The following is a 19646-nucleotide window of genomic DNA, read 5'->3' as shown; positions in this document are numbered from 1 at the left end:
TTCTGTAGTTAACGAGTGATCAGCCGAGCCTCATGGCCTTTCAGCACCTTGCGGGCCGCGGCGTAGCTGTCGATCCCGGCAGGCTTCTGAAGCTCGGGGAAGAGCGTGTAGATCTCGTCCCGCTGCTCCGCGCCCATGCCACCAAGGGTCTGGTCACCGGGCTGGAAGCTTTCGGTCCAGGCGCCGTCCGCCAGAACCACCTCGTGCCGGTCGAACATGAAGTGGATATAGGTGGCGCGGATCGTATCCATGTAGCGAATGCCCTTGTGGTCGATCAGATGCTTGGCCGCGACCAGCACTTCGCTTTCTTCAAAATACAGCTGCGTGCGGTCATTGCCGACCAGCATCCGGTGCTGCGGGCTGACCAGCATGTCGCGTTCGGGCAGACCGTTGCCAAGCGACCCGGCTTTGATAAGGACCGGGCGCAGGTTCGGCGCACGGCGCAGTTCGGCATGGTTCAGGCTGCGCGATCCGATCCAGCGGATTTCCTGGATACCATTGTCGCGGGTGATGATCTTGTCACCGGGCTGAAGCGCCTCGACGGCCACCTCGCCACGGGGGGTTGCAATGCGGGATCCGGGGGTAAAGCAGGGCACGACGTTCTCAATCTCCTCGAAGCGCATGGTGCCGGTGATGTTCTCGGGCGCGAAGCCGTTGCCATCGTAAAAGGTCACCGTGCCGTTTTCAGAATTGTCGGCGTCGAGCACGACGCGCAGCGGGCCGGAACCCGTCAGGTCGAGCGTGTCGTAATCGTCGCCGGTGCCCCCACCGTCCACGTAGTCGCCAGCATTGCCGCCAAGGATCACGTCCCGGTCGGCGCCGCCGTAGATTTCGTCTTCGTCGATGCCGCCATCCAGCGTGTCGTTGCCGGCACCGCCATAGATCGTGTCGTCATCGTCCTGACCATAGACCACGTCGTTGCCGTCACCGGCTTCGATATAGTCACGGCCATTGTCGGTCACCGCGTCGGGGCCGATCGGATTGCCGTCCGAGCCGTCATCGGTGATGTTGAGCTCATCCGGGAAACCCGGTCCAAGCCCGCCATAGATCGTGTCGTCGCCAGCATCGCCAAGGATCGTGTCAGAGCCTTCGCCGCCGACGATCAGGTCATCGCCTTCGCCCGCGTCGATGGTGTCATCGTCAAAGCCGCCGTCGATCTGGTCATGGCCAGCGCCGCCGCTGATGCTGTCGGCATCGTCACCGGCAAAGATGGTGTCATTGCCCGCACCACCGTCGATGGTATCTCTCGCATCAAAGGGGTCGCCATCGCCCGGAAAGAGACCGGGATAGCCGCGGTCGGGCAGCGGCAGGTTGCCATCCAGACGGGTGTCGATCAGATCGTCGCCATCACCGCCATCGACCGAGGCATTGCCGTCACCGCCGATGAGGTGATCGTTGCCGTCGCCACCGATCAGCGTGTCATTGCCGCCTTCGCCCTTGATGGTGTCGTCTCCGCCTTCGCCATCGAGGTAATCGTCACCATCATTGCCCCAGATGATGTCGTCCCCGACACCGGCATGGACAGTGTCATTGCCTTCACCGGCGAGCACCACATCGTCATCGGGCGCAGCCCCGTCCAGAATGGCATCGCCCGCGTCGATCATGTCGCCTTCGGGATCGCCAGTGTAAGCCAGGTTGATGTTGTCATCCCCCGGGGTGCCGTCGACGACGCCGTCCACACTATTCGGATTCACTATTTCACCAGCCATTGTCGTCTCCTTTACGCCCTGCCCGAACGCGCAGCTTGCGCGGCTTCGCGGCGAACCACTGAATTTTCAATGACAACGAAAGACGAAGAGTGCTGCTTCAGCGCATGGACGGTCAGGTTAAAGACCAAGGAAACCAAGAACATCGCACATCCCCTGACGATCGGTGTCGAACACGTTCCAACCGGTTTGCGATGTATGAAGAATGTGTGGGCGGGCGCACGAAGGCCGGAACCGAAGCAGATGGGCCGACGGCCATGAGGCGCGCGGCAGGGGCCTGCCTGGCAGGGCAGTTCCCTCATACTGTTCCGCAAAACGTTGCGGCTCACATGCCACCTGCCGATCCTTCAAAACCGGCTGGTATCGTGCGGCCGCCCCCGTGGCCTTCAGACATCGCCCCCCAGTTGGGCTGACCCAGTCTTAGCCCGAGCGGGCCGCTCCAAGAAAGCGAAAATTGTTTGAAACATGGCAAGAGAGCGTCGGCTTTGATCGAAATAGGGCAATATCATGGTTAACCCGGCGTTCCGAATTTGGCTGTTTGTCGCCGGGGTAGAAACAGCCACTGAGGTCTCCCGATTCTGGCGAAACTGATTGAAGCAATTGTTGTTATTGGATTTCGACGGAGTCATACAGGTCCCCTGTCGGATGACTGAGGGCAACAATCGTTACCCCTCAAGTCTAAAACGTTTCTGTTTCATAAACAGTGTATTGGCGTAAAGATGGAAACGCAGTGTTAACCATGGCGGAATTTGGGCAGCATTGCGCTCCGGATGACATATTTCCAATCCCGCGTCAAATCCCGGCTTTGGTTCCAATGCGGAACCAATTCAATGCGAATCACTCTCTTCGCATCGGAATACTCAATCCTTTCAAGGCAGATCACCGCATAGAATGTTCGATTTAGGAGACCGTCCTCCGACGCCCGCGCCGCCCCAGTTCCGCCACAGATGCTGGCACTGCCCTTGCCATATTCGCCCCAAATCTGCCTCATTTCACTGGCATCTTTGGTTTCAGGCAGCAACAAACAAGCGGAGCACCTGGATGCCACAACCGCACCCCACACCGAAACAGGCCCCGACCCCCCAACCGGTCCCGCGCAAGGGCAGCAGCGAGGATGAGACGCCCGCCACCTTCCGGGACTGGGCCAGCATCTGATAGGATCAGGGCCGACCCCTGACCGGAGCTGCGCCCATGCCACCCCCGCTGACAGACATCCGCAACATCGGTCCGGCCATGGCCGAAGACCTGAAACGCGCCGGTATCCCGGATGCCGAGAGCCTGCGCCGGGCAGGCCCCGATGCGGCCTATGCTGCGATGTTGCGTGCCGGTAGCCGCCCGCATTTCATCGCCTATTACGTGCTGCATATGGGGCTGCAGGGGCGCCCCTGGAACGACTGCCAGGGAGAGGAAAAGGCAGCGCTGCGCAGGCGCTTCGATCAGATCAAGGCCGACTCCTTCGATCCTGACCGGTCCGAGTTCGAAAAGCTGATGAACGAACTGGGCGTGGGTGCGCGCCGCTGAACCAAGAAGAATTTTGACTCAAAATTCTTCCGGGCTGAAATTTCTTCCAGAAGAAATTTAGAATGCGGAAAAATCTTCCCGAAGATTTTTCGGGGCCTGAACGGAAAACGGGCCGCCCGGATCAGAGCGGCCCGCAGATCATGTTTGGTCAGGTTTGACCTTAGCCGACCAGTTCGAGGCCAGAGAAGAAATAGGCAATCTCTTCGGCCGCGGTTTCCGGCGCGTCGGAGCCATGAACGGAGTTTTCGCCTTTGGACAGGGCGAAGTCCTTGCGGATGGTGCCGTCGGCGGCTTCTGCGGGGTCGGTGGCACCCATCACTTCGCGGTAGGCGGCAATGGCGTTCTCGCCTTCAAGAACTTGCACGACGACCGGCTCGGAGGCCATGAACTCGCACAACTCGCCGTAGAAGGGGCGTTCCTTGTGCACGGCATAGAAGACGCCAGCCTGCGCGGGGGTCAGGTGAATGCGCTTCTGGGCGATGATACGCAGGCCGGCTGCTTCGATCTTGGCATTGATCGCGCCAGTCAGGTTGCGCTTGGTGGCATCGGGTTTGATGATCGAGAAGGTGCGTTGAACCGCCATGGGGGATCTCCGAAAAGGGGTTGGTTTGGCGCGGCTGCTAGCACGCAGCGCCTGTAAAGAAAACCCGCCAATTGACAGTGCCGCGCGACCGGGTCACACCCGCGCCCATGCTACGGATTTCAGACATCTCCTATTCCATCGCCGGCCGCCCCTTGCTGGAGCACGCAACCGCCACCATCCCCGAGGGCCACAAGGTGGGAATCGTGGGGCGCAATGGCAGTGGCAAGACCACGCTGTTCCGGCTGATCCGTGGCGAGCTGACGCTTGACACGGGCGAAATCACCCTGCCCCCCCGGTCCCGCATCGGCGGTGTCGCGCAGGAAGTACCGTCGTCCGAGACCTCGCTGATCGACACCGTTCTGGCCGCCGATACCGAGCGCGCGTCGCTGATGGCCGAGCAGACGCAGGACCCGACCCGCATTGCCGACATCCAGACCCGGCTTGCCGATATCGACGCCTGGTCCGCCGAGGCACGCGCCGCGACCATCCTGCGCGGGCTCGGCTTCACGCCCGAGGAACAGCTGATGCCCTGTTCCGCCTTCTCTGGCGGCTGGCGGATGCGCGTGGCACTGGCGGCGGTGCTGTTCTCGGCGCCGGACCTGTTGCTGCTTGATGAACCGACCAACTATCTCGACCTCGAGGGCGCGTTGTGGCTGGAAAGCTACCTGGCGAAATACCCCCATACGGTTCTGGTGATCAGCCATGACCGGGGGCTGCTGAACCGCGCCGTGGGTCATATCCTGCATCTGGAGGACCGGCAGCTGACGCTCTATCAGGGCGGCTATGACACCTTCGCGCAGACCCGCGCGGCCCGGATCGCCGTGGCGCAGGCGGAATCGAAAAAGCAGGAGGCCCGCCGCGCCCATCTGCAAAGCTTCGTCGACCGGTTCCGCGCCAAGGCCACCAAGGCCCGGCAGGCGCAATCGCGGCTGAAGATGCTGGAAAAGATGCAGCCGATCACCGCCCCGGCCGAACGTGCGTTCCGCAAGTTCAGCTTCCCCGAACCCGAGCAGCTCTCACCGCCCATCGTGCAGATGGACGGGGCCGCCGTGGGCTATGACGGTGTGCCGGTTCTCAAACGGCTGAACCTGCGCATCGATCAGGATGACCGCATCGCTCTGCTTGGCCGCAATGGCGAGGGCAAATCGACGCTCTCGAAGCTGCTGGCCGACAAGCTCCTCACGCTGGAGGGGCAGATCACCAAATCCTCCAAACTTCGGGTGGGATATTTCGCGCAGCATCAGGTGGACGAGCTGCATATCGACGAAACACCCCTGCAACACCTGCGCCGGATGCGGCCCGAGGAGGCCCCGGCGAAGCTGCGCGCCCGGCTGGCGGGCTTCGGTCTGGGGGCCGATCAGGCGGAAACCGTGGTCGGCAAGCTGTCCGGTGGACAGAAGGCGCGGCTGTCGCTCTTGCTGGCCACGCTCGATGCGCCGCATATGCTGATCCTCGACGAACCCACAAACCACCTCGATATCGAAAGCCGGGAGGCGCTTGTCGAGGCGCTGACCGCCTATAGCGGCGCGGTCATTCTTGTCAGCCACGACATGCATCTGCTGGAGATGACCGCCGATCGGCTGTGGCTGGTCAAGGATGGCACCGTGACACCCTACGAGGATGACCTGGCAGCCTATCGCAAGATGCTGTTGGCGGGCGAGGCGACGACGTCGAAACCAAAGCCCGAAAAACCCAGGCCCAAACGCGCCAGCCGCGACCAGATCCTCGAACTGCGCAGCGAGGTGCGCAAATGCGAGGAACGGGTGGAGAAGCTGAATGCCATGCGCGACAAGCTGGCCGCGAAACTGGCGGACCCGGCGCTGTATGAATCTGGAAACACCGGCGAAATCGAGGTCTGGCAGAAGAAATACGCCGAAGTCATGAACGGTCTCGACCGGGCCGAGGCGATGTGGCTCAAGGCACTGGAAAAGCTGGAGGAGGCCGAAGCGCAATGACCATGGCCGAGGCAATCACCGTCTTCGTGGCGCTGTTCGTGGTCATCGACCCGATCGGCCTGTCGCCGATGTTCATCGCCATCACCCGCGGCATGAGCACCCGGGCAAGGCGGGCCATCGCCATCCGGTCCTGTGTCGTTGCCGTGGGACTTCTGACCGTGTTCGGCCTGGCCGGAGAGGCGGTTCTGGGCTTTCTGGGCATCTCGCTGTCCGCCTTCCGCATCGCGGGTGGCATCCTTCTGTTCCTGACCGCGCTCGACATGCTGTTTGAACGGCGCACGCAGCGCCGCCAAGGGCAGGCCGATGCCCCCCATGCGGAGGATCCGTCCGTCTTTCCGCTGGCCATGCCGCTGATTGCCGGTCCGGGCGCCATTGCCACGATGATCCTGCTGACCGGATCTGCCGGGTCTGCCTCGGGCATTGCCCTGGTGCATGGGGTAATGCTGGCGGTGATCCTCGTCGTGTTCCTGCTGTTTCTTCTGGCCGGGCCGATGGAAAAGATGCTGGGGCCCGTGGGCATCAACGTGGTCACGCGGCTGCTTGGCATGCTGCTCGCCGCACTCTCTGTCCAGTTCGTGATCGACGGCATTCGCGATCTACAGGTGTTTTAGGCGGCCCCCTGCCCTATATTGGCCTCAGGATCAACGTTCAGACCGGCCCGATGAAAGACACCGACATCGCCTCGATCATCTATCTCAGCCTGCTGGCCATCGCGCTGACGGGGTCGATCATCTCGGCCAATCGCCATCAGATCGGCAAGGTCGCCCGCTATGCGGTGGTCTGGGGGCTTCTGGTCGTTGGCGGTTTCATTGCCGTGGGCGTGTGGCCCGAACTGCGCACCAACGTGCTGCCCCAGCAATCAGTGGTGACCGGCACCGGCGAAGTCACGGTGCCTCGCAGTTTCGACGGTCATTACTACCTCACACTGGAAATCAACGGCGCGCCCATCCGCTTTGTCGTCGATACGGGCGCAACCGACATGGTGCTGACCCCGCAGGACGCCGCGCGCGCCGGGCTGAACACGGCCGAGCTGCGCTATACCAACCGCGCCATGACCGCCAATGGCATGGTCCAGACCGCCCCCGTGCGGCTCGACCGGGTGGAGCTTGGCCCGATCACCGACCGCCGCGTGCCCGCAGTGGTCAATGGCTCGCCCATGCAGGAAAGCCTGCTTGGCATGAGCTACCTCAACCTCTTCGACCGGATCGCTATTGAAGACGGGCAGATGGTGCTTATGCGCTGACGGCATCAACTTGTTAATAAAATTCTGGATAACCGGGATCACTTCCGCCATGGTTGTGGCAGCTTCTCCGGGTGGGCCTCGGTGGGCTAGGCAATTTCTGCCGCGACTAGAGCCATAATAGCGAAACTTGGCTTGGGGAGACTATTTCATGCCTACTACATCTTCCGTCCTGGGCGGCGGCATCACGATCAACGAGATTCACACATTCACGGGTGGCGGCACACTCGATTTCAATGGCGATTCCGTCGTCAACAATAACGATATGTTCATAGAGATCGTGAACACGTCCGGCTCTCCGATCGACATATCGGGCTACGAACTCTGGGGCTTTAACGGAACGATCATCCACACGTTCGATCCCGGTACAACGCTCGCGGCAGGAGATCACATCACGGTCGTAGCGTCTAACGGCGGCACAGTTAACCCGATAAGCAATGTCTCCGGCACTGCAGTCTATTCCGACAACAATATGTCGTTCGGTGATGCATCCAACCTGACGCTCTACGACCCGAATGCGAACACGTATATCGTTGTTCAGGGGTCTTCTGGGGCGCCCTGGGTGTCATTTGACGTCGGTCCGGTGATCACGGCGCATCCAGGCGCAACCCAAACCGGCGCGACGGAAGTCTTGGCAAGCGGCAGCGGCGGTCAATCCTGGCTTCGCTCACCTGATGGCGACAGTAGTTGGGTGTTGGGGGGGCAGTCTGCAGGGGATGTGAATTGCTTTGCCGCCGATACCGAAATTCACACGCCAGAAGGAATTGCTCAGGTGACCGCACTCGAGATTGGTGACGTCATCCTAACAGCTTGCGGAGGCACGGCATCAATCAAATGGATCGGCCGTCAGACCGTCTCCACCCGCTTCGGCCCCGCCGAGCGGCTGATGCCGGTGCGTTTTGCGGCGGGATCACTGGGCGATGGTCTGCCCCACGCCGACCTGACGGTGACCGCCGACCACGGGATGCTGGTCGATGGGGTGATCTGCCATGCGGGGGCGTTGGTGAATGGCACCACGATCACCCGCGTTCCAATGTCTGAAATGGGCCAGACTTACACGGTCTATCACATCGAAACGGATGAACACGAAATCATCCTCGCAAATGGTGCCCCTGCCGAGACCTTCATCGACAATGTCAGCCGCCGCAGCTTCGACAACTTCGCCGAGTTCGAGACCCTCTATGGCGACGTGCCGGAGATGGAAGAGCTGCCCTTCCCCCGCGCGATGTCTGCGAGGCAGGTGCCCGGCCACATACAGGCTCGGCTGGCGGCCCCCAAGGTCGCCTGACGCGCAAGGCCGGGGGCGGGTCAGCCGCTTTCGGCCTTCTTATCCCACTTGCCGCCCTCTTCCGACCAGTACTGTGCCGCACAACCCGCGCCTGTCAGTGCTTTCCACTGGGTGCGGGCATGGGCGACCGCGTCGCCATTGCCGCCATCGAAGAGGATGCAGACCCGGTCGAGGCTCTGCACCTCTTCGGGGCTGACCTCGGCACCCTCCACGCTCATCAGGCAGGCGGCGCTGTTGGGAATGTCTGGCGCGGTCGACAGCAGCACGGGCTGCTCGGCATCATGCGGCCCGCCTGCGCGGCCATGGGGTAGGAACCCCTCCTCCGGGCGCAGCCATAGCAGCTCATCCAGACGGTCGAGAAACCCGTCGGAGCGGCCCCGAACCACCACCCGCCAGCCCACCTGCAGCGACTTGGCGGCAAGGGTCTGAACGGTCGTCTCGGCGCTGGACCGGGTCAGGTGGTAGAAAAAGGCCGCGCCCATAAGGGGTTACTCCGCCTCATAGCCGTCGCGGATCATCCGGTCGAGCGCCATGACACCCCAACCGGTCGCCCCCTTTGGCGCAAGGGCTGTGTCCGCCTTGACGCTGGCCACACCCGCAATATCGAGGTGAATCCACGGGCAGTCATCCTTGACGAACCGTTGCAGGAACTGCGCCGCGGTGATCGAGCCCGCAGGACGGCCGCCCACATTCTTCATATCCGCCACATGGGATTTCAGCATCTTGTCGTAGGCGTCGCCGAGCGGCATGCGCCACGCGCCCTCTCCTTCCGCGCCAGCAGCCTTGAGGAAGCTGTTGCAGAACCCGTCATCATTGGAAAAAACGCCCGCGTTTTCATGCCCCAAACCGATGATGATCGCGCCGGTGAGCGTGGCGAGGTCCACCATGCCAGTGGGCTGAAACCGGTCCTGCGCGTACCACATGATATCGCACAGGACGAGCCGCCCCTCGGCATCGGTATTGATCACCTCGATCGTGTCGCCCTTCATCGAGCGCACCACGTCGCCCGGTCGCTGCGCGCGCCCGTCGGGCATGTTTTCCACCAGCCCCACGACGCCCACCACATTGGCCCTGGCCTTGCGCAGCGCCAGCGCCCGCATGACACCGGACACAACGCCCGCGCCGCCCATATCCATGGTCATGTCTTCCATGCCGCCCGCCGGTTTCAGGCTGATACCGCCGGTGTCGAAGACCACGCCTTTGCCGATCAGCGCCAGCGGGGCCTCGTCCCCGCCGCCCTTCCACTGCATGACCACGACCTTGGAGGGGCTTTCAGACCCCTGCCCCACGGCCAGAAGCGCCCGCATGCCGAGCTTCTCCAGCTCTGCCTCGTCAAGGATCTCCACCTCCAGCCCCAGATCAGCCAGCGCGGCGAGACGCGCGGCAAACTCTTCGGTGGTCAGCACGTTGGACGGCTCGCTCACCAGATCGCGGGTGAAAAAGACGCCCTCGGCCACGGCAGTCATGGGCGCGGCTTCGGCGGACACGTCCTCGGGCTTGCTGACAAGGAACACGGCCGCTTCGCCCATGGAAGTGTCGCCGGTCTTGTGATCGGTAAATTCGTAGGCCCGCATCGCCAGCCCGAAAGACATGTCAGCGGCCCGGTGGAACGCCCCGGCGGCCACGGTCAGCGCTGCCTTGCCCTTGGCCTTGGCCAGTTCGGCCCCGGCGCGGCGCGCCTCTTCGACACTGACCCGGCGGGGAAGCTTGACGACCAGCAGCGCCTCGGCGGCGAGGCCGGTCGGGAAGCCCAGAGAAACGCAATCGCCCGTCTTGGCCTTGTCCCAGGCGTCCGACTCGGCCAACCGCACCAAAGCCCCCTTGGTCAGCCGGTTCACCCGGCGCGCTGACTGGTCGAGCTTGCCATCCGGCGTGACAATCACCGCCAGCTTGCCTTCGGCGCCTGCCAGCGCATCGAGGTCGGTTTCAGAGAAGGAAATGGCAATCGGCGTGGTCATGTGGAAACCTCTGGAATTGGATGTTGTTGCAACACTAGAACTAGTGGGCAGGCTTGACCAGATATGCCTGTCCTTGTGGCTGCGATTGGATTAAGACCTTGGATACTGGGGTTGTTAAGAGCTTGATTTCGGGGGGCGATGAACGTGGGACGCTATGACCGGTATATCCTGTCACAGCTTCTGGCGCTGTTCAGCTTCTTCAGCCTTGTGCTGGTCTCGGTCTACTGGGTCAACCGGGCCGTGGGCCTGTTCGACAGGCTGATCGGCGACGGACAATCCTTACGGGTTTTCCTAGAGTTTTCCGCCCTTTCCCTGCCACAGATCATCTTTCTCGTGCTGCCAGTCTCGGCCTTTGTGGCGGCGATCTACGTCACCAACCGGATGATTTCGGAAAGTGAGCTTGTGGTGATGCAGACCGCGGGTTGCTCGGCCCTGCGGCTTCTGCGTCCGGTCTGGATGTTCGGTGTCGTGGCCGCGCTGCTTCTGGCGATTCTGGCGCATTACCTTGTGCCCGCCGCCCGCGGCCAGCTCATGAACCGGTCGGTGGAGGTGTCTCAGGACATGACCGGCAGGCTTCTGCGCGAAGGCGAGTTCATCCACCCCACGGACGGGCTGACCGTCTATATCCGCGAAATCACCGAACTGGGTGAGTTTCGCGACGTGTTTCTGCAAGACAGGTCCACGCCCGATGTGGAAACAACCTATACCGCCCGGCGCGCGCTGCTGGTCTCGTCAGAGGCCGGCCCCCGGCTGGTGATGTTCGAGGGGGTGGCGCAGACCGTGCAGGCCGAGGGGCAGCGCCTGTCCATCGTCGAATTCGATGATTTCACCTACGACATTGCCGGGCTGATCGAAACGCCGGAAACGCGCACGCTGCATATCCGGGAACTGTCCACCCCGGTGCTGCTGTTTGCGCCGCGTGCCTTTGCAGAGGCGCAGGGCGCGACGCTGGCCGAGTTCCGCTTTTCGGGTCACGACCGGCTTGCCCGCCCCATCTTCGCGCTGTTCGTGCCGGTGATCGCGGCGGCGACCCTGATGCTCGGGGCATTCTCGCGCTTTGGCATCTGGCCGCAGATCCTTTTGGCCATTGCGTTGATCATTCCCCTGCAGATGATCTGGAACGTGGCCGAAAGTGTCGGGATGCGGCAGGACGGCATGGCATGGCTGGCCTATCTGCAACCGGCAGCGGCCGGAGCCATCGCCGCGCTGATGATCGCGCTGGCCCTGCGAGGCCACCGGCGCCCGCGCCGACAGGAGGCCGCGGCATGATCCTGCATCTGTATATCGCCCGCAGGTTCCTGCGCTCTTTCCTGATCGTGCTGGCGGTCTTCGTCGCCATTCTGCTGCCGATCGACCTTGCCGAACAGCTGCGCGTCATCGGGGAAAGCAACGCGGGGCTCGGCGCGGCGTTCAATCTGGCGCTGCTGAACCTGCCCGGAACGCTTTACCGGATGCTGCCGCTCTTCGTCATCCTGGCAACGCTCGTTCTGTTCCTGTCGCTGGCGCGCACCTCCGAGCTTGTGGTCATACGGGCCTCGGGCCGGTCCGCCCTGCATTCGGCCCTGTCGCCGGTGATGATGTCGCTTGTGATCGGCATCCTCGGACTGCTGGTCATCAACCCGCTTGTCGCCGCAACCGAGCGGCAATACGAAATCTCCATGTCGCGCTACCAAAGCGGGGAAAACCGGACCCTGTCCGTATCTGGCGAAGGGCTGTGGCTGCGCCAGGGCAGCCAGTTCGGCCAGACCGTGATCCGCGCGGCGCGCGCCAATTCCGATGGCACGTCGCTTTTCGAAACCAGTTTCTTCGTCTTCGACCCCGACGGGTTGGCGCAAAGTCGCATTGATGCGGACTCCGCTATTCTGACCGATGGGGCATGGACGCTGACCGATGCCAAGCTCTGGCCACTTGGGCAGGCAAACCCCGAGGCGGAGGCCACCAGCCATGAAACCTTCACCCTGCCCTCCACCCTGACCCGCGATCAGATCCGCGACAGTTTCGGCCGCCCCACGACGATTCCGATCTACGAACTGCCCCGGTTCATCTCGCAACTGCGCACGGCGGGCTTTGCCGCCCTGCAACATCGCATGTGGTTCATGAGCGAACTGGCCAATCCTCTGCTTCTTGCCGCGATGGTTCTGATTGGCGCGAGCTTCACGATGAGGCATACACGTTTTGGGAAAACGGGGATGATGGTGCTATTCGCATTGCTGGTGGGATTCGGGCTGTTCTTCCTGCGCAATTTCGCGCAGGTTCTGGGGGAAACCGGCCAGTTGCCGGTGGCCGTCGCGGCATGGACTCCACCGATCGCGGCGATTCTGCTATCGCTTGGCATTCTCTTGCATACGGAGGACGGATGATGCGGATCGGCGCGTTTCTTCTGTCCCTGATCCTGCTGGCAAGCCCGCTGGCCGCGCAAACGCGTGCCATTCCCGCGACGTTGATCGCCGATGACATCCGCTTTTCCGGTGCAACCAGCTCGGTCACGGCCAGCGGCAATGTCGAGATCTTCTACAACGGGGTCAGGCTGCGCGCGGGCCGGATTGTCTATGATGGCACCGCGGATCGCGTGACCGTGGAAGGCCCGATCACCCTAACCGAAGACAGCGGCCGCAGCATCGTCTTCGCCGATTTCGCCGAGCTTTCGGCCGACCTGCAAAACGGTGTGCTGCAATCCGCCCGTCTGGTTCTGGACCGGCAGTTGCAGATTGCCGCGACCCAGATCAACCGGGTCGACGGGCGCTACACGCAGATGTACCAGACCGTCGCATCATCCTGCGAGGTCTGCGCCGACAACCCGGTGCCGCTTTGGCAGATCCGGGCGCGTCGGATCATCCATGATCAGCAGGAACAACAGCTCTATTTCGAAGATGCCCAGTTCCGGGCGCTCGGTGTGCCCATTGCATGGTTTCCGCGTCTGCGTCTGCCCGATCCGACGCTGGAGCGCGCCACCGGCTTTCTGACCCCGACCATTCGCGCGTCGAACCAGTTGGGCACCGGCATTCGCCTGCCCTATTTCATCGAGTTGGGCGACCATGCGGACCTGACCGTCACGCCCTATATCACAGCAGGCGACAGCCAGACGCTTGAGGCGCGCTTTCGCCGGGCGTTCGAGAACGGATTTGTCGAACTGAACGGGGCTGTCAGCTGGGATGACCTGTCGGTGGACTCGTCCCGGTCCTACGTCTTTGCCGAGGGGTGGTTCGACCTGCCGCGCGATTTCCGGCTGGAGTTCACTTACGAAACCGTCTCGGACCCGGATTACCTGCTGACTTACGGCTATAGCGAGGAAGACAGCCTGAACACGGGCGTGACCCTCAGCCGGGCAGATCGCAACGAGTATATCGGCATTTCCGCCAACCGGTTCCGGTCCCTGCGAGAGGGCGACAACAATTTCACCCTGCCGACCCTGACCCTTGATGCGGAGGTGACGGAACGCTTCAGCCCCGCCGGGCTTGGGGGCATTGCCACGGTCGGCATGTCCACGCACAGCCATGCCCGCCGGTCAGATGCCGATATCGACGGGCGCGATGTGGCGCGGCTCAGCTTCGATGCCAATTGGCGGCGCGACTGGATCTTGCCCGCCGGCATCCTGGCGGCGGTCGAGGCGCAATGGCAGGGGGATGTCTACAATATCAGCCAGGACTCCACCTATGACGACACCATCACCCGCTCGACGCCCTATCTTGCGGCCGAGCTGCGCTGGCCCCTGGCGCGGGCGAATTCGGCGGGGGTGACGCATCTGCTGGAACCGGTGCTGCAATATGTCTGGGCCCCTGACACGCAGCCTGCCCTGCCCAATGAAGACGGGCGCGTGGTGGAATTCGACGAGGGCAACCTGTTCTCGCTCAATCGCTTTCCCGGTGCCGACGGTCAGGAACTGGGGCCGCGCCTTGCCTATGGGCTGTCCTATACCCGTAACGATCCGCTTGGCTGGTCGCTTGGGGTGACAGTCGGGCAGGTCTTGCGCGAACGCGATCATTCGCAATTCACCCAAGGGTCGGGGCTGGACGGGACGCAATCCGATTTCATGCTGTCCACCAGCCTCGGGATCGGCAATTCACTGACCCTGATGAACCGCGCCCTGTTCAGCGAGTCCTTCAATATCAGCTCGAATGAATTCGCCCTAATGTGGGAGGAGGATCAGTTCGATCTTGCCTCTTCGATCACCTGGCTAGAAGCAGACCCCGCCGAGGGCCGCCCTCAGGACATGGCGGAATGGGCCTTTGACGCCAGCTATGATTTCGACAGTGCCTGGGCCGCAACAGTGGACTGGCGCTATGATTTCGAGGCCAACGAGCCCACGAGGGCGGGATTGAGCCTGATCTACGCAACCGAGTGCGTGGACGTGGAGTTTTCTCTCTCGCGTCGGTTCACGACCTCGGCTACGTTGCCCTCAGCCACCGATATCGGATTGACTGTGGCATTGAACGGTTTCGGCGCGTCCCGCGACGGGCGCAGCTATGACCGAAGCTGCCACAGGTGACCGGAACGCCGGACGAAAGAATGACGCATATGACCATGACGACCCAAGCAGACAGTCCCCGCATCGCAGGCCCCCTCAAAGCCCTGACCGCAGCGCTTGCCCTGTCCCTTGTCCCGTTAACACCGGCCACGGCGCAAAGCCCGTTTTCGGCGGCTGTGACCGTGAATGACCAGATCGTCACGCATTACGAAATCACGCAGCGGGTGCTGTTTCTCGAAGCTCTGAACGCCCCAGGCGACTTGCAGGAAGAGGCGCGCGAAACCCTGATCAACGAACGCCTGCAACGCGAGGTTGGCGAGCGGTTCGGCATGCTCGCCAGCATCGACGATGTCGAAGAGGGCATGGCCGAATTCGCGGGCCGTGCCAATATGAATACAGAGGCTTTCCTTGGCGCCTTGCAGAACGAAGGGATTTCGCCGGAAACCTTCCGCGATTTCGTGGCGGCCGGGATCACCTGGCGCAATATCGTGCGCGCCCGCTTTGGGCCCCGCGCACAGGTCACCGAGGAAGAGATCGACCGGGCGCTGACCCTGTCCGCATCCGATGGCGGCGCACAGATCAATGTCGCCGAGCTCGTGGTGCCGGTCACACCGGAAAACGCCGATCAGATCCGCGCCGACATTGCCCGCCTGGCGCGGGAACTCGACGGCTCGATCGGGGCCTTTTCGGAAGCCGCCCGTGCCTATTCCGCTGCGGCAACAGGCCGTCAGGGTGGCGGGCTTGGCTGGCGTCCCCTGTCCGCGATCCCGCCACAACTGCGCGCGATCCTGCTACCGATGAATGTGGGCGATGTGACCGACCCGGTGCCGCTTGGACCTGCCATCGCGATATTCCAGCTGCGCGGGCTGGACGAGACCGGCTTCGTATCGCCCGAGGTGATTGCGGTCGAATATGCCGAGGTGCTGATCCCCGGCGGCCAGAGCGCAGCGGCATTGGCCGAGGCGCAGGAGCTTCGAGACAGCATCGACACCTGTGACGATCTCAATGGTGTGCGTCCGGGCGGCTTTGAACTCGTTTCCCTGCCAATCGAGGATGTGCCCGGCGATGTCTCGCTGGAGCTGACCCGTCTGGATGCAAACGAGGTCTCGACGGGGCTGACCCGCGCGAACGGGACGCAGCTTCTGTTCCTGATGCTCTGCGGCCGGTCCACGGAACTGCCCGAAGGCGGACGCGACGAAGTCCGGCAGGCCCTGTTCCAGCAGCGTCTGGAAAGCTATGCGCAGGGCTATCTGGCCGAGTTGCGCGCCGATGCGATCATCGACGAAAACCCATGACCGCGCAGACACCGCCCCCCGTGGCCGTCAGCTGCGGGGAGCCGTCGGGGATCGGCCCGGAAATCATCGTCAAGGCGCGCGCCGCGCTTGGGGCGGATCTGCCCTTCTTCGTGATTGGGGATCGGCGTCATTTCGAAGCCTATGGGGCCGTTGAGCTGATCTCGACCCCCGCGGACACCTTGGGCGTACCACCCGGACACCTGCCGCTCCTGGCCCATGATTTTGCCGCGGATGCCGCACCCGGCCAGCCCGACCCGCGAAACGCGCAAGGTGTGATCGACGTGATCGGGAAAGGCGTCGATCTGGTTCGGTCGGGCCAGGCCTCGGCAATCTGTACCGCACCCATCCACAAGAAGGCGCTGAAGGACGGGGCGGGCTTCGCCTTTCCCGGACACACCGAATTCCTGGCCCATCTCGCTGGCGTCGACCGGGTGGTCATGATGCTGGCCTGCGAAGCGCTGCGGGTGGTGCCTGTCACGATCCACATCCCCCTCGCCGACGTGCCCGAGACCCTGACCCCTGCCCTGCTGGCCGACACGATCCGCATCACCCATGCGGCGCTGATCCGCGATTTCGGGCTGGAGACCCCGCGATTGGCAGTGGCTGGTCTCAATCCCCATGCCGGTGAAGGCGGCACCATGGGGGTGGAGGAGATGGCGGTCATCACCCCCGTGCTGGACATGCTGCGGACCGAAGGGATGCAGATTGCGGGGCCGGCCTCTGCCGACACCATGTTTCACGCGGGGGCGCGGGCGGGCTATGACGCGGCAATTGCCATGTATCACGATCAGGCGCTTATCCCGATCAAGACACTGGATTTCGCGGGCGGGGTCAATGTGACACTCGGCCTGCCTTTCATCCGCACCTCGCCCGATCACGGGACGGCATTTGATATCGCCGGGCGCGGCATGGCGGATCCGAGCAGCATTATCGCGGCGCTGCGCACGGCGCGCGACATGGCCCTTGCCCGGGCGGGAGGTGTGAAATGAGTAAGGTCGGAGGGGGCGCTGCCCCCGTCGCTGCGCGACTCCCCCGAGGTATTTTTGCCAAGATGAAAGAGGGCAGCGCGCGCGTTAACCTTAATGGAGTGTTGCATGGCCACGATTGACGGGCTGCCGCCGCTGCGCGAGGTCATTGCGACCCATGGGCTGAGTGCCCGCAAGGCGCTTGGGCAGAACTTCCTGCTGGATCTGAACCTGACCGCGAAGATCGCACGGGCTGCCGGGGATCTGACCGGCTGCGATGTGCTGGAGGTGGGGCCCGGCCCCGGCGGCCTCACGCGCGGGTTGCTGGCCGAAGGCGCGCGGCGGGTTGTGGCCATTGAGAAGGATGCGCGGTGTTTACCGGCGCTGGCCGAGATTTCCGCGACCTATCCCGGTCAGCTGGAGGTTTTGAACGAAGACGCATTGCAGGTCGATTGGGCCGCGCATCTGAGCCCGCCGATCAAGGTTGTCGCCAACCTGCCCTATAATGTGGGCACGGAATTGCTGGTGCGCTGGCTGACCCCGAAGGTCTGGCCGCCCGAGTGGCAGAGCCTGACCCTGATGTTTCAGCGCGAAGTGGCGGAGCGGATCGTCGCGCAGCCCGGCGGCAAGGCCTATGGGCGTCTGGCGGTACTGGCCCAGTGGCGGTGCAGCACGAAGATTGCTTTGACCCTGCCGCCCGAGGCGTTCACCCCACCTCCAAAGGTGCGATCAGCCGTGGTGCATCTGGAGGCTCTGCCAGAGCCGCGCTTTGCCGCCGACCCAAAGGTTCTGGAACGCGTCGTCGCCGCCGGGTTCAACCAGCGGCGCAAGATGCTGCGGGCGGCCCTGAAGGGGATTGCCCCGGATATCGAGGATCGCATCCTCGCGGCGGGTCTGAAACCCACCGACCGGGCCGAACAGGTCCCGATCGAGGGGTTCTGTGCGCTTGCCCGCCAGGTGGGGGCGGGCTGAGGCTTATTCGGCGGCCTGCGGGCCTTCTTCCGGAGAGTTTGGCGCGTCACCCTGCCCCTCTGACGGGGCTTCTGCCGTTTTCTTCGGCGCACGGCGGGTGCGGGGGCGTTTGGGCTTGGGCGCGCTTTCAGGCGTCGTGACCAGACCGCTGTCGCCCGATGCGGGCACGTCGATCACCTCGCCGAAAGACTTCTGTTCCGGCTTGCTGTCGGGCATGTCTGCGGGCTGGTCCTGCGCGGCCTCATCTTCGCGCGCCTGACGCGCCTCGCGGGCCTGCTGTTGTTGCTGCTGCTGCGCTTCCTGCTCGGCGCGGCGGGCGTCCTGTTCGCGCTGCGCTTCCCCCAGCATCCGCGCGTAATGCTCCGCATGCTGCTGGAAGTTCTCGGCGGCTACCCTGTCATTGGCGAGCTGCGCATCGCGGGTCAGCTGATTGTATTTGTCAATGATCTGTTGCGGCGTACCACGGACCTTGCCCTCGGGGCCGGAACTGTCGAACACGCGGTTGACGATGTTGCCCATGGAGCGGTTGTTGTTGCGATTGCCCTTGGACCGCGAACGGTTTTTAGATGATCTCATGTGTCTGTATCTGTTCCAGTTGTCCTGGTGTCATTGGGATGCGGGACATGCGATGGTCAGGCAATCGGGCCTGTCCGGCTGAACGTTGCAGCTTGCCCCTGCTGTTGCGGTTATCCCTGCTGTTTTCGTCTCGTCTGAGGGTGAACCGCGGGGGCATGGCCTGATGTCCATTCCGCATCCGCTGCCCCTGTGTAACCACGGGTTTCCCGGCAAAACAAGGGCAAACTGCCGCTTATCGGGTGTTTTCCGCCGGGGCTGGCGGAAATATCGCGCGAAATGACGCCATGCGGGCCTGATCAGGCGGGTTTCATGCCCAGAACCACGCGATCCCTGCCATCAAGATCGGGTCGGACCTGCACCTTTTCAAGCCCCGCCTTGCGGAACATGGCGGCCACGGCGTCCCCTTGTGTGGGGCCGATCTCGACCATCAGCCGACCGCCGGGGGTCAGATGCGCAGGCGCGTCGCGGGTGATGATGCGATAGGCGGACAGCCCGTCGCCTTCGTCGGTCAGGGCCATCCTTGGTTCGTGATGCACCTCGGCAGAGAGGCCCGGCATCTCGTCAAGCGCAATATAGGGCGGGTTGGAGACGATCAGATCGAATTGCCCGCCCACGATTTCCAGCCAGTTGCCGTGCAGAAAGGCAGCGCGTGGCAGGACACCGAATTTCTCGGCATTCGCCTCGGCCACCTGCAGCGCTTCGGTAGACAGATCGGTCGCGATCCCCGTCGCCTGAGACCGTTCCGCCAGAAGGGTGATCAGGATACAGCCCGATCCGGTGCCAAGGTCCAGCACCTCAGAAAAGGTCTCCCGCAGGGCCAGTTCGATCAGGGCCTCCGTGTCCGGGCGCGGGTCCAGAACCTTGTCGGTCACGGTGAAGCGCCGGCCATAGAAATCGCGGTAGCCGCGGATATGGGACATTGGCACACCGAAAGAGCGGCGGAAGTAGAGGCGTCGTGCCTCTTCGAAAACCTCGGGGGCCACCTCGTCCTGCGCCATCAGGGTCAGGCGCGCAGGGTCTGCCCCCATGGCATGGGCCAGCAGCATCCGCAACTCGGACATGGGCAGGTCCGCACCATCATACTCCATCTCGGATTTCAGCGCGCGAAGGGCGGTGGTCACG

17 protein-coding genes are annotated in these 19646 nt (G+C 63.1%); 11 read left to right on the top strand and 6 right to left on the bottom strand.

The window, feature by feature from the left end; genetic code table 11:
* Positions 1-8 precede the first annotated feature (8 nt).
* Complete coding sequence (locus tag ACOOEX_RS08370; RefSeq protein WP_420397972.1) at positions 9-1709, bottom strand: Hint domain-containing protein; 1701 nt, start codon at positions 1707-1709, stop codon at positions 9-11.
* Between the two features lie 1188 nt (positions 1710-2897).
* Between ACOOEX_RS08370 and ACOOEX_RS08365 the strand changes: the two genes are divergently transcribed.
* Entirely contained in the window at positions 2898-3227 is a 330-nt protein-coding gene (locus ACOOEX_RS08365) for a TfoX/Sxy family protein (protein WP_420397971.1), read from the top strand.
* A 160-nt stretch (positions 3228-3387) separates the two neighbouring features.
* Here ACOOEX_RS08365 and ndk read toward each other — a convergent pair whose 3' ends face one another.
* Positions 3388-3810 (bottom strand): nucleoside-diphosphate kinase, encoded by a 423-nt coding sequence (gene ndk, locus ACOOEX_RS08360; RefSeq protein WP_127559305.1) that lies wholly within the window; start codon positions 3808-3810, stop codon positions 3388-3390.
* 107 nt (positions 3811-3917) lie between these two features.
* Here ndk and ACOOEX_RS08355 point away from each other — a divergent pair, with 107 nt between their 5' ends.
* From ACOOEX_RS08355 to ACOOEX_RS08340, 4 genes are all read left to right on the top strand, one after another.
* The gene (locus tag ACOOEX_RS08355; RefSeq protein WP_420398352.1) at positions 3918-5765 is read left to right on the top strand and encodes an ABC-F family ATP-binding cassette domain-containing protein; all 1848 of its coding nucleotides are present in this window, start codon (positions 3918-3920) and stop codon (positions 5763-5765) included.
* A complete protein-coding gene (locus ACOOEX_RS08350) occupies positions 5762-6376 on the top strand; it encodes a MarC family protein (RefSeq protein ID WP_420397970.1) in 615 nt (204 codons plus the stop codon). The genes ACOOEX_RS08355 and ACOOEX_RS08350 overlap by 4 nt, the downstream gene beginning before the upstream one ends.
* A gap of 50 nt (positions 6377-6426) precedes the next feature.
* On the top strand, positions 6427-7008 hold the full coding sequence (locus tag ACOOEX_RS08345; protein WP_420397969.1) for a retropepsin-like aspartic protease family protein: 582 nt from the start codon (positions 6427-6429) through the stop codon (positions 7006-7008).
* Positions 7009-7156: 148 nt separating this feature from the next.
* Positions 7157-8293: a Hint domain-containing protein gene (locus ACOOEX_RS08340; RefSeq protein WP_420397968.1), complete on the top strand. Its 1137-nt coding sequence runs from the start codon at positions 7157-7159 to the stop codon at positions 8291-8293.
* A 20-nt stretch (positions 8294-8313) separates the two neighbouring features.
* Here the strand turns inward: ACOOEX_RS08340 and ACOOEX_RS08335 are convergent, their stop codons facing one another.
* Both ACOOEX_RS08335 and ACOOEX_RS08330 read right to left on the bottom strand, forming a co-directional pair.
* Positions 8314-8775, bottom strand: coding sequence for a DNA polymerase III subunit chi (locus ACOOEX_RS08335; RefSeq protein WP_420397967.1), 462 nt, complete (start codon positions 8773-8775; stop codon positions 8314-8316).
* A 6-nt stretch (positions 8776-8781) separates the two neighbouring features.
* Positions 8782-10251 (bottom strand): leucyl aminopeptidase, encoded by a 1470-nt coding sequence (locus ACOOEX_RS08330; RefSeq protein ID WP_420397966.1) that lies wholly within the window; start codon positions 10249-10251, stop codon positions 8782-8784.
* Between the two features lie 144 nt (positions 10252-10395).
* On the opposite strand from ACOOEX_RS08330, the gene lptF reads away from it, so the two are divergent.
* From lptF to rsmA, 6 genes are all read left to right on the top strand, one after another.
* On the top strand, positions 10396-11520 hold the full coding sequence (lptF, locus tag ACOOEX_RS08325; protein WP_420397965.1) for an LPS export ABC transporter permease LptF: 1125 nt from the start codon (positions 10396-10398) through the stop codon (positions 11518-11520).
* Complete coding sequence (gene lptG, locus ACOOEX_RS08320) at positions 11517-12611, top strand: LPS export ABC transporter permease LptG (RefSeq protein ID WP_420397964.1); 1095 nt, start codon at positions 11517-11519, stop codon at positions 12609-12611. Before lptF ends, lptG begins: the two co-directional genes overlap by 4 nt.
* Positions 12608-14737: an LPS-assembly protein LptD gene (locus ACOOEX_RS08315; RefSeq protein WP_420397963.1), complete on the top strand. Its 2130-nt coding sequence runs from the start codon at positions 12608-12610 to the stop codon at positions 14735-14737. Before lptG ends, ACOOEX_RS08315 begins: the two co-directional genes overlap by 4 nt.
* Positions 14738-14772: 35 nt before the next feature.
* The gene (locus tag ACOOEX_RS08310) at positions 14773-16011 is read left to right on the top strand and encodes a peptidylprolyl isomerase (protein WP_420397962.1); all 1239 of its coding nucleotides are present in this window, start codon (positions 14773-14775) and stop codon (positions 16009-16011) included.
* Positions 16008-17000 carry a 4-hydroxythreonine-4-phosphate dehydrogenase PdxA gene (pdxA, locus tag ACOOEX_RS08305; RefSeq protein ID WP_420397961.1) on the top strand — a complete coding sequence of 331 codons (993 nt, stop codon included), beginning with the start codon at positions 16008-16010 and terminating at the stop codon, positions 16998-17000. Before ACOOEX_RS08310 ends, pdxA begins: the two co-directional genes overlap by 4 nt.
* Positions 17001-17105: 105 nt before the next feature.
* A complete protein-coding gene (rsmA, locus tag ACOOEX_RS08300; protein WP_420397960.1) occupies positions 17106-17948 on the top strand; it encodes a 16S rRNA (adenine(1518)-N(6)/adenine(1519)-N(6))-dimethyltransferase RsmA in 843 nt (280 codons plus the stop codon).
* 3 nt (positions 17949-17951) lie between these two features.
* Here rsmA and ACOOEX_RS08295 read toward each other — a convergent pair whose 3' ends face one another.
* Positions 17952-18524 (bottom strand): DUF4167 domain-containing protein, encoded by a 573-nt coding sequence (locus ACOOEX_RS08295; RefSeq protein ID WP_420397959.1) that lies wholly within the window; start codon positions 18522-18524, stop codon positions 17952-17954.
* Between the two features lie 296 nt (positions 18525-18820).
* Positions 18821-19612, bottom strand: a complete 792-nt coding sequence (prmC, locus tag ACOOEX_RS08290) for a peptide chain release factor N(5)-glutamine methyltransferase (protein WP_420398351.1) — start codon at positions 19610-19612, stop codon at positions 18821-18823.
* Between the last annotated feature and the right edge of the window lie 34 nt (positions 19613-19646).

This window comes from Nioella sp. (genome assembly GCF_965215655.1).
Taxonomy (GTDB): Bacteria; Pseudomonadota; Alphaproteobacteria; order Rhodobacterales; family Rhodobacteraceae; genus Nioella.
This window is presented reverse-complemented; position numbering and strand designations above follow the sequence as displayed.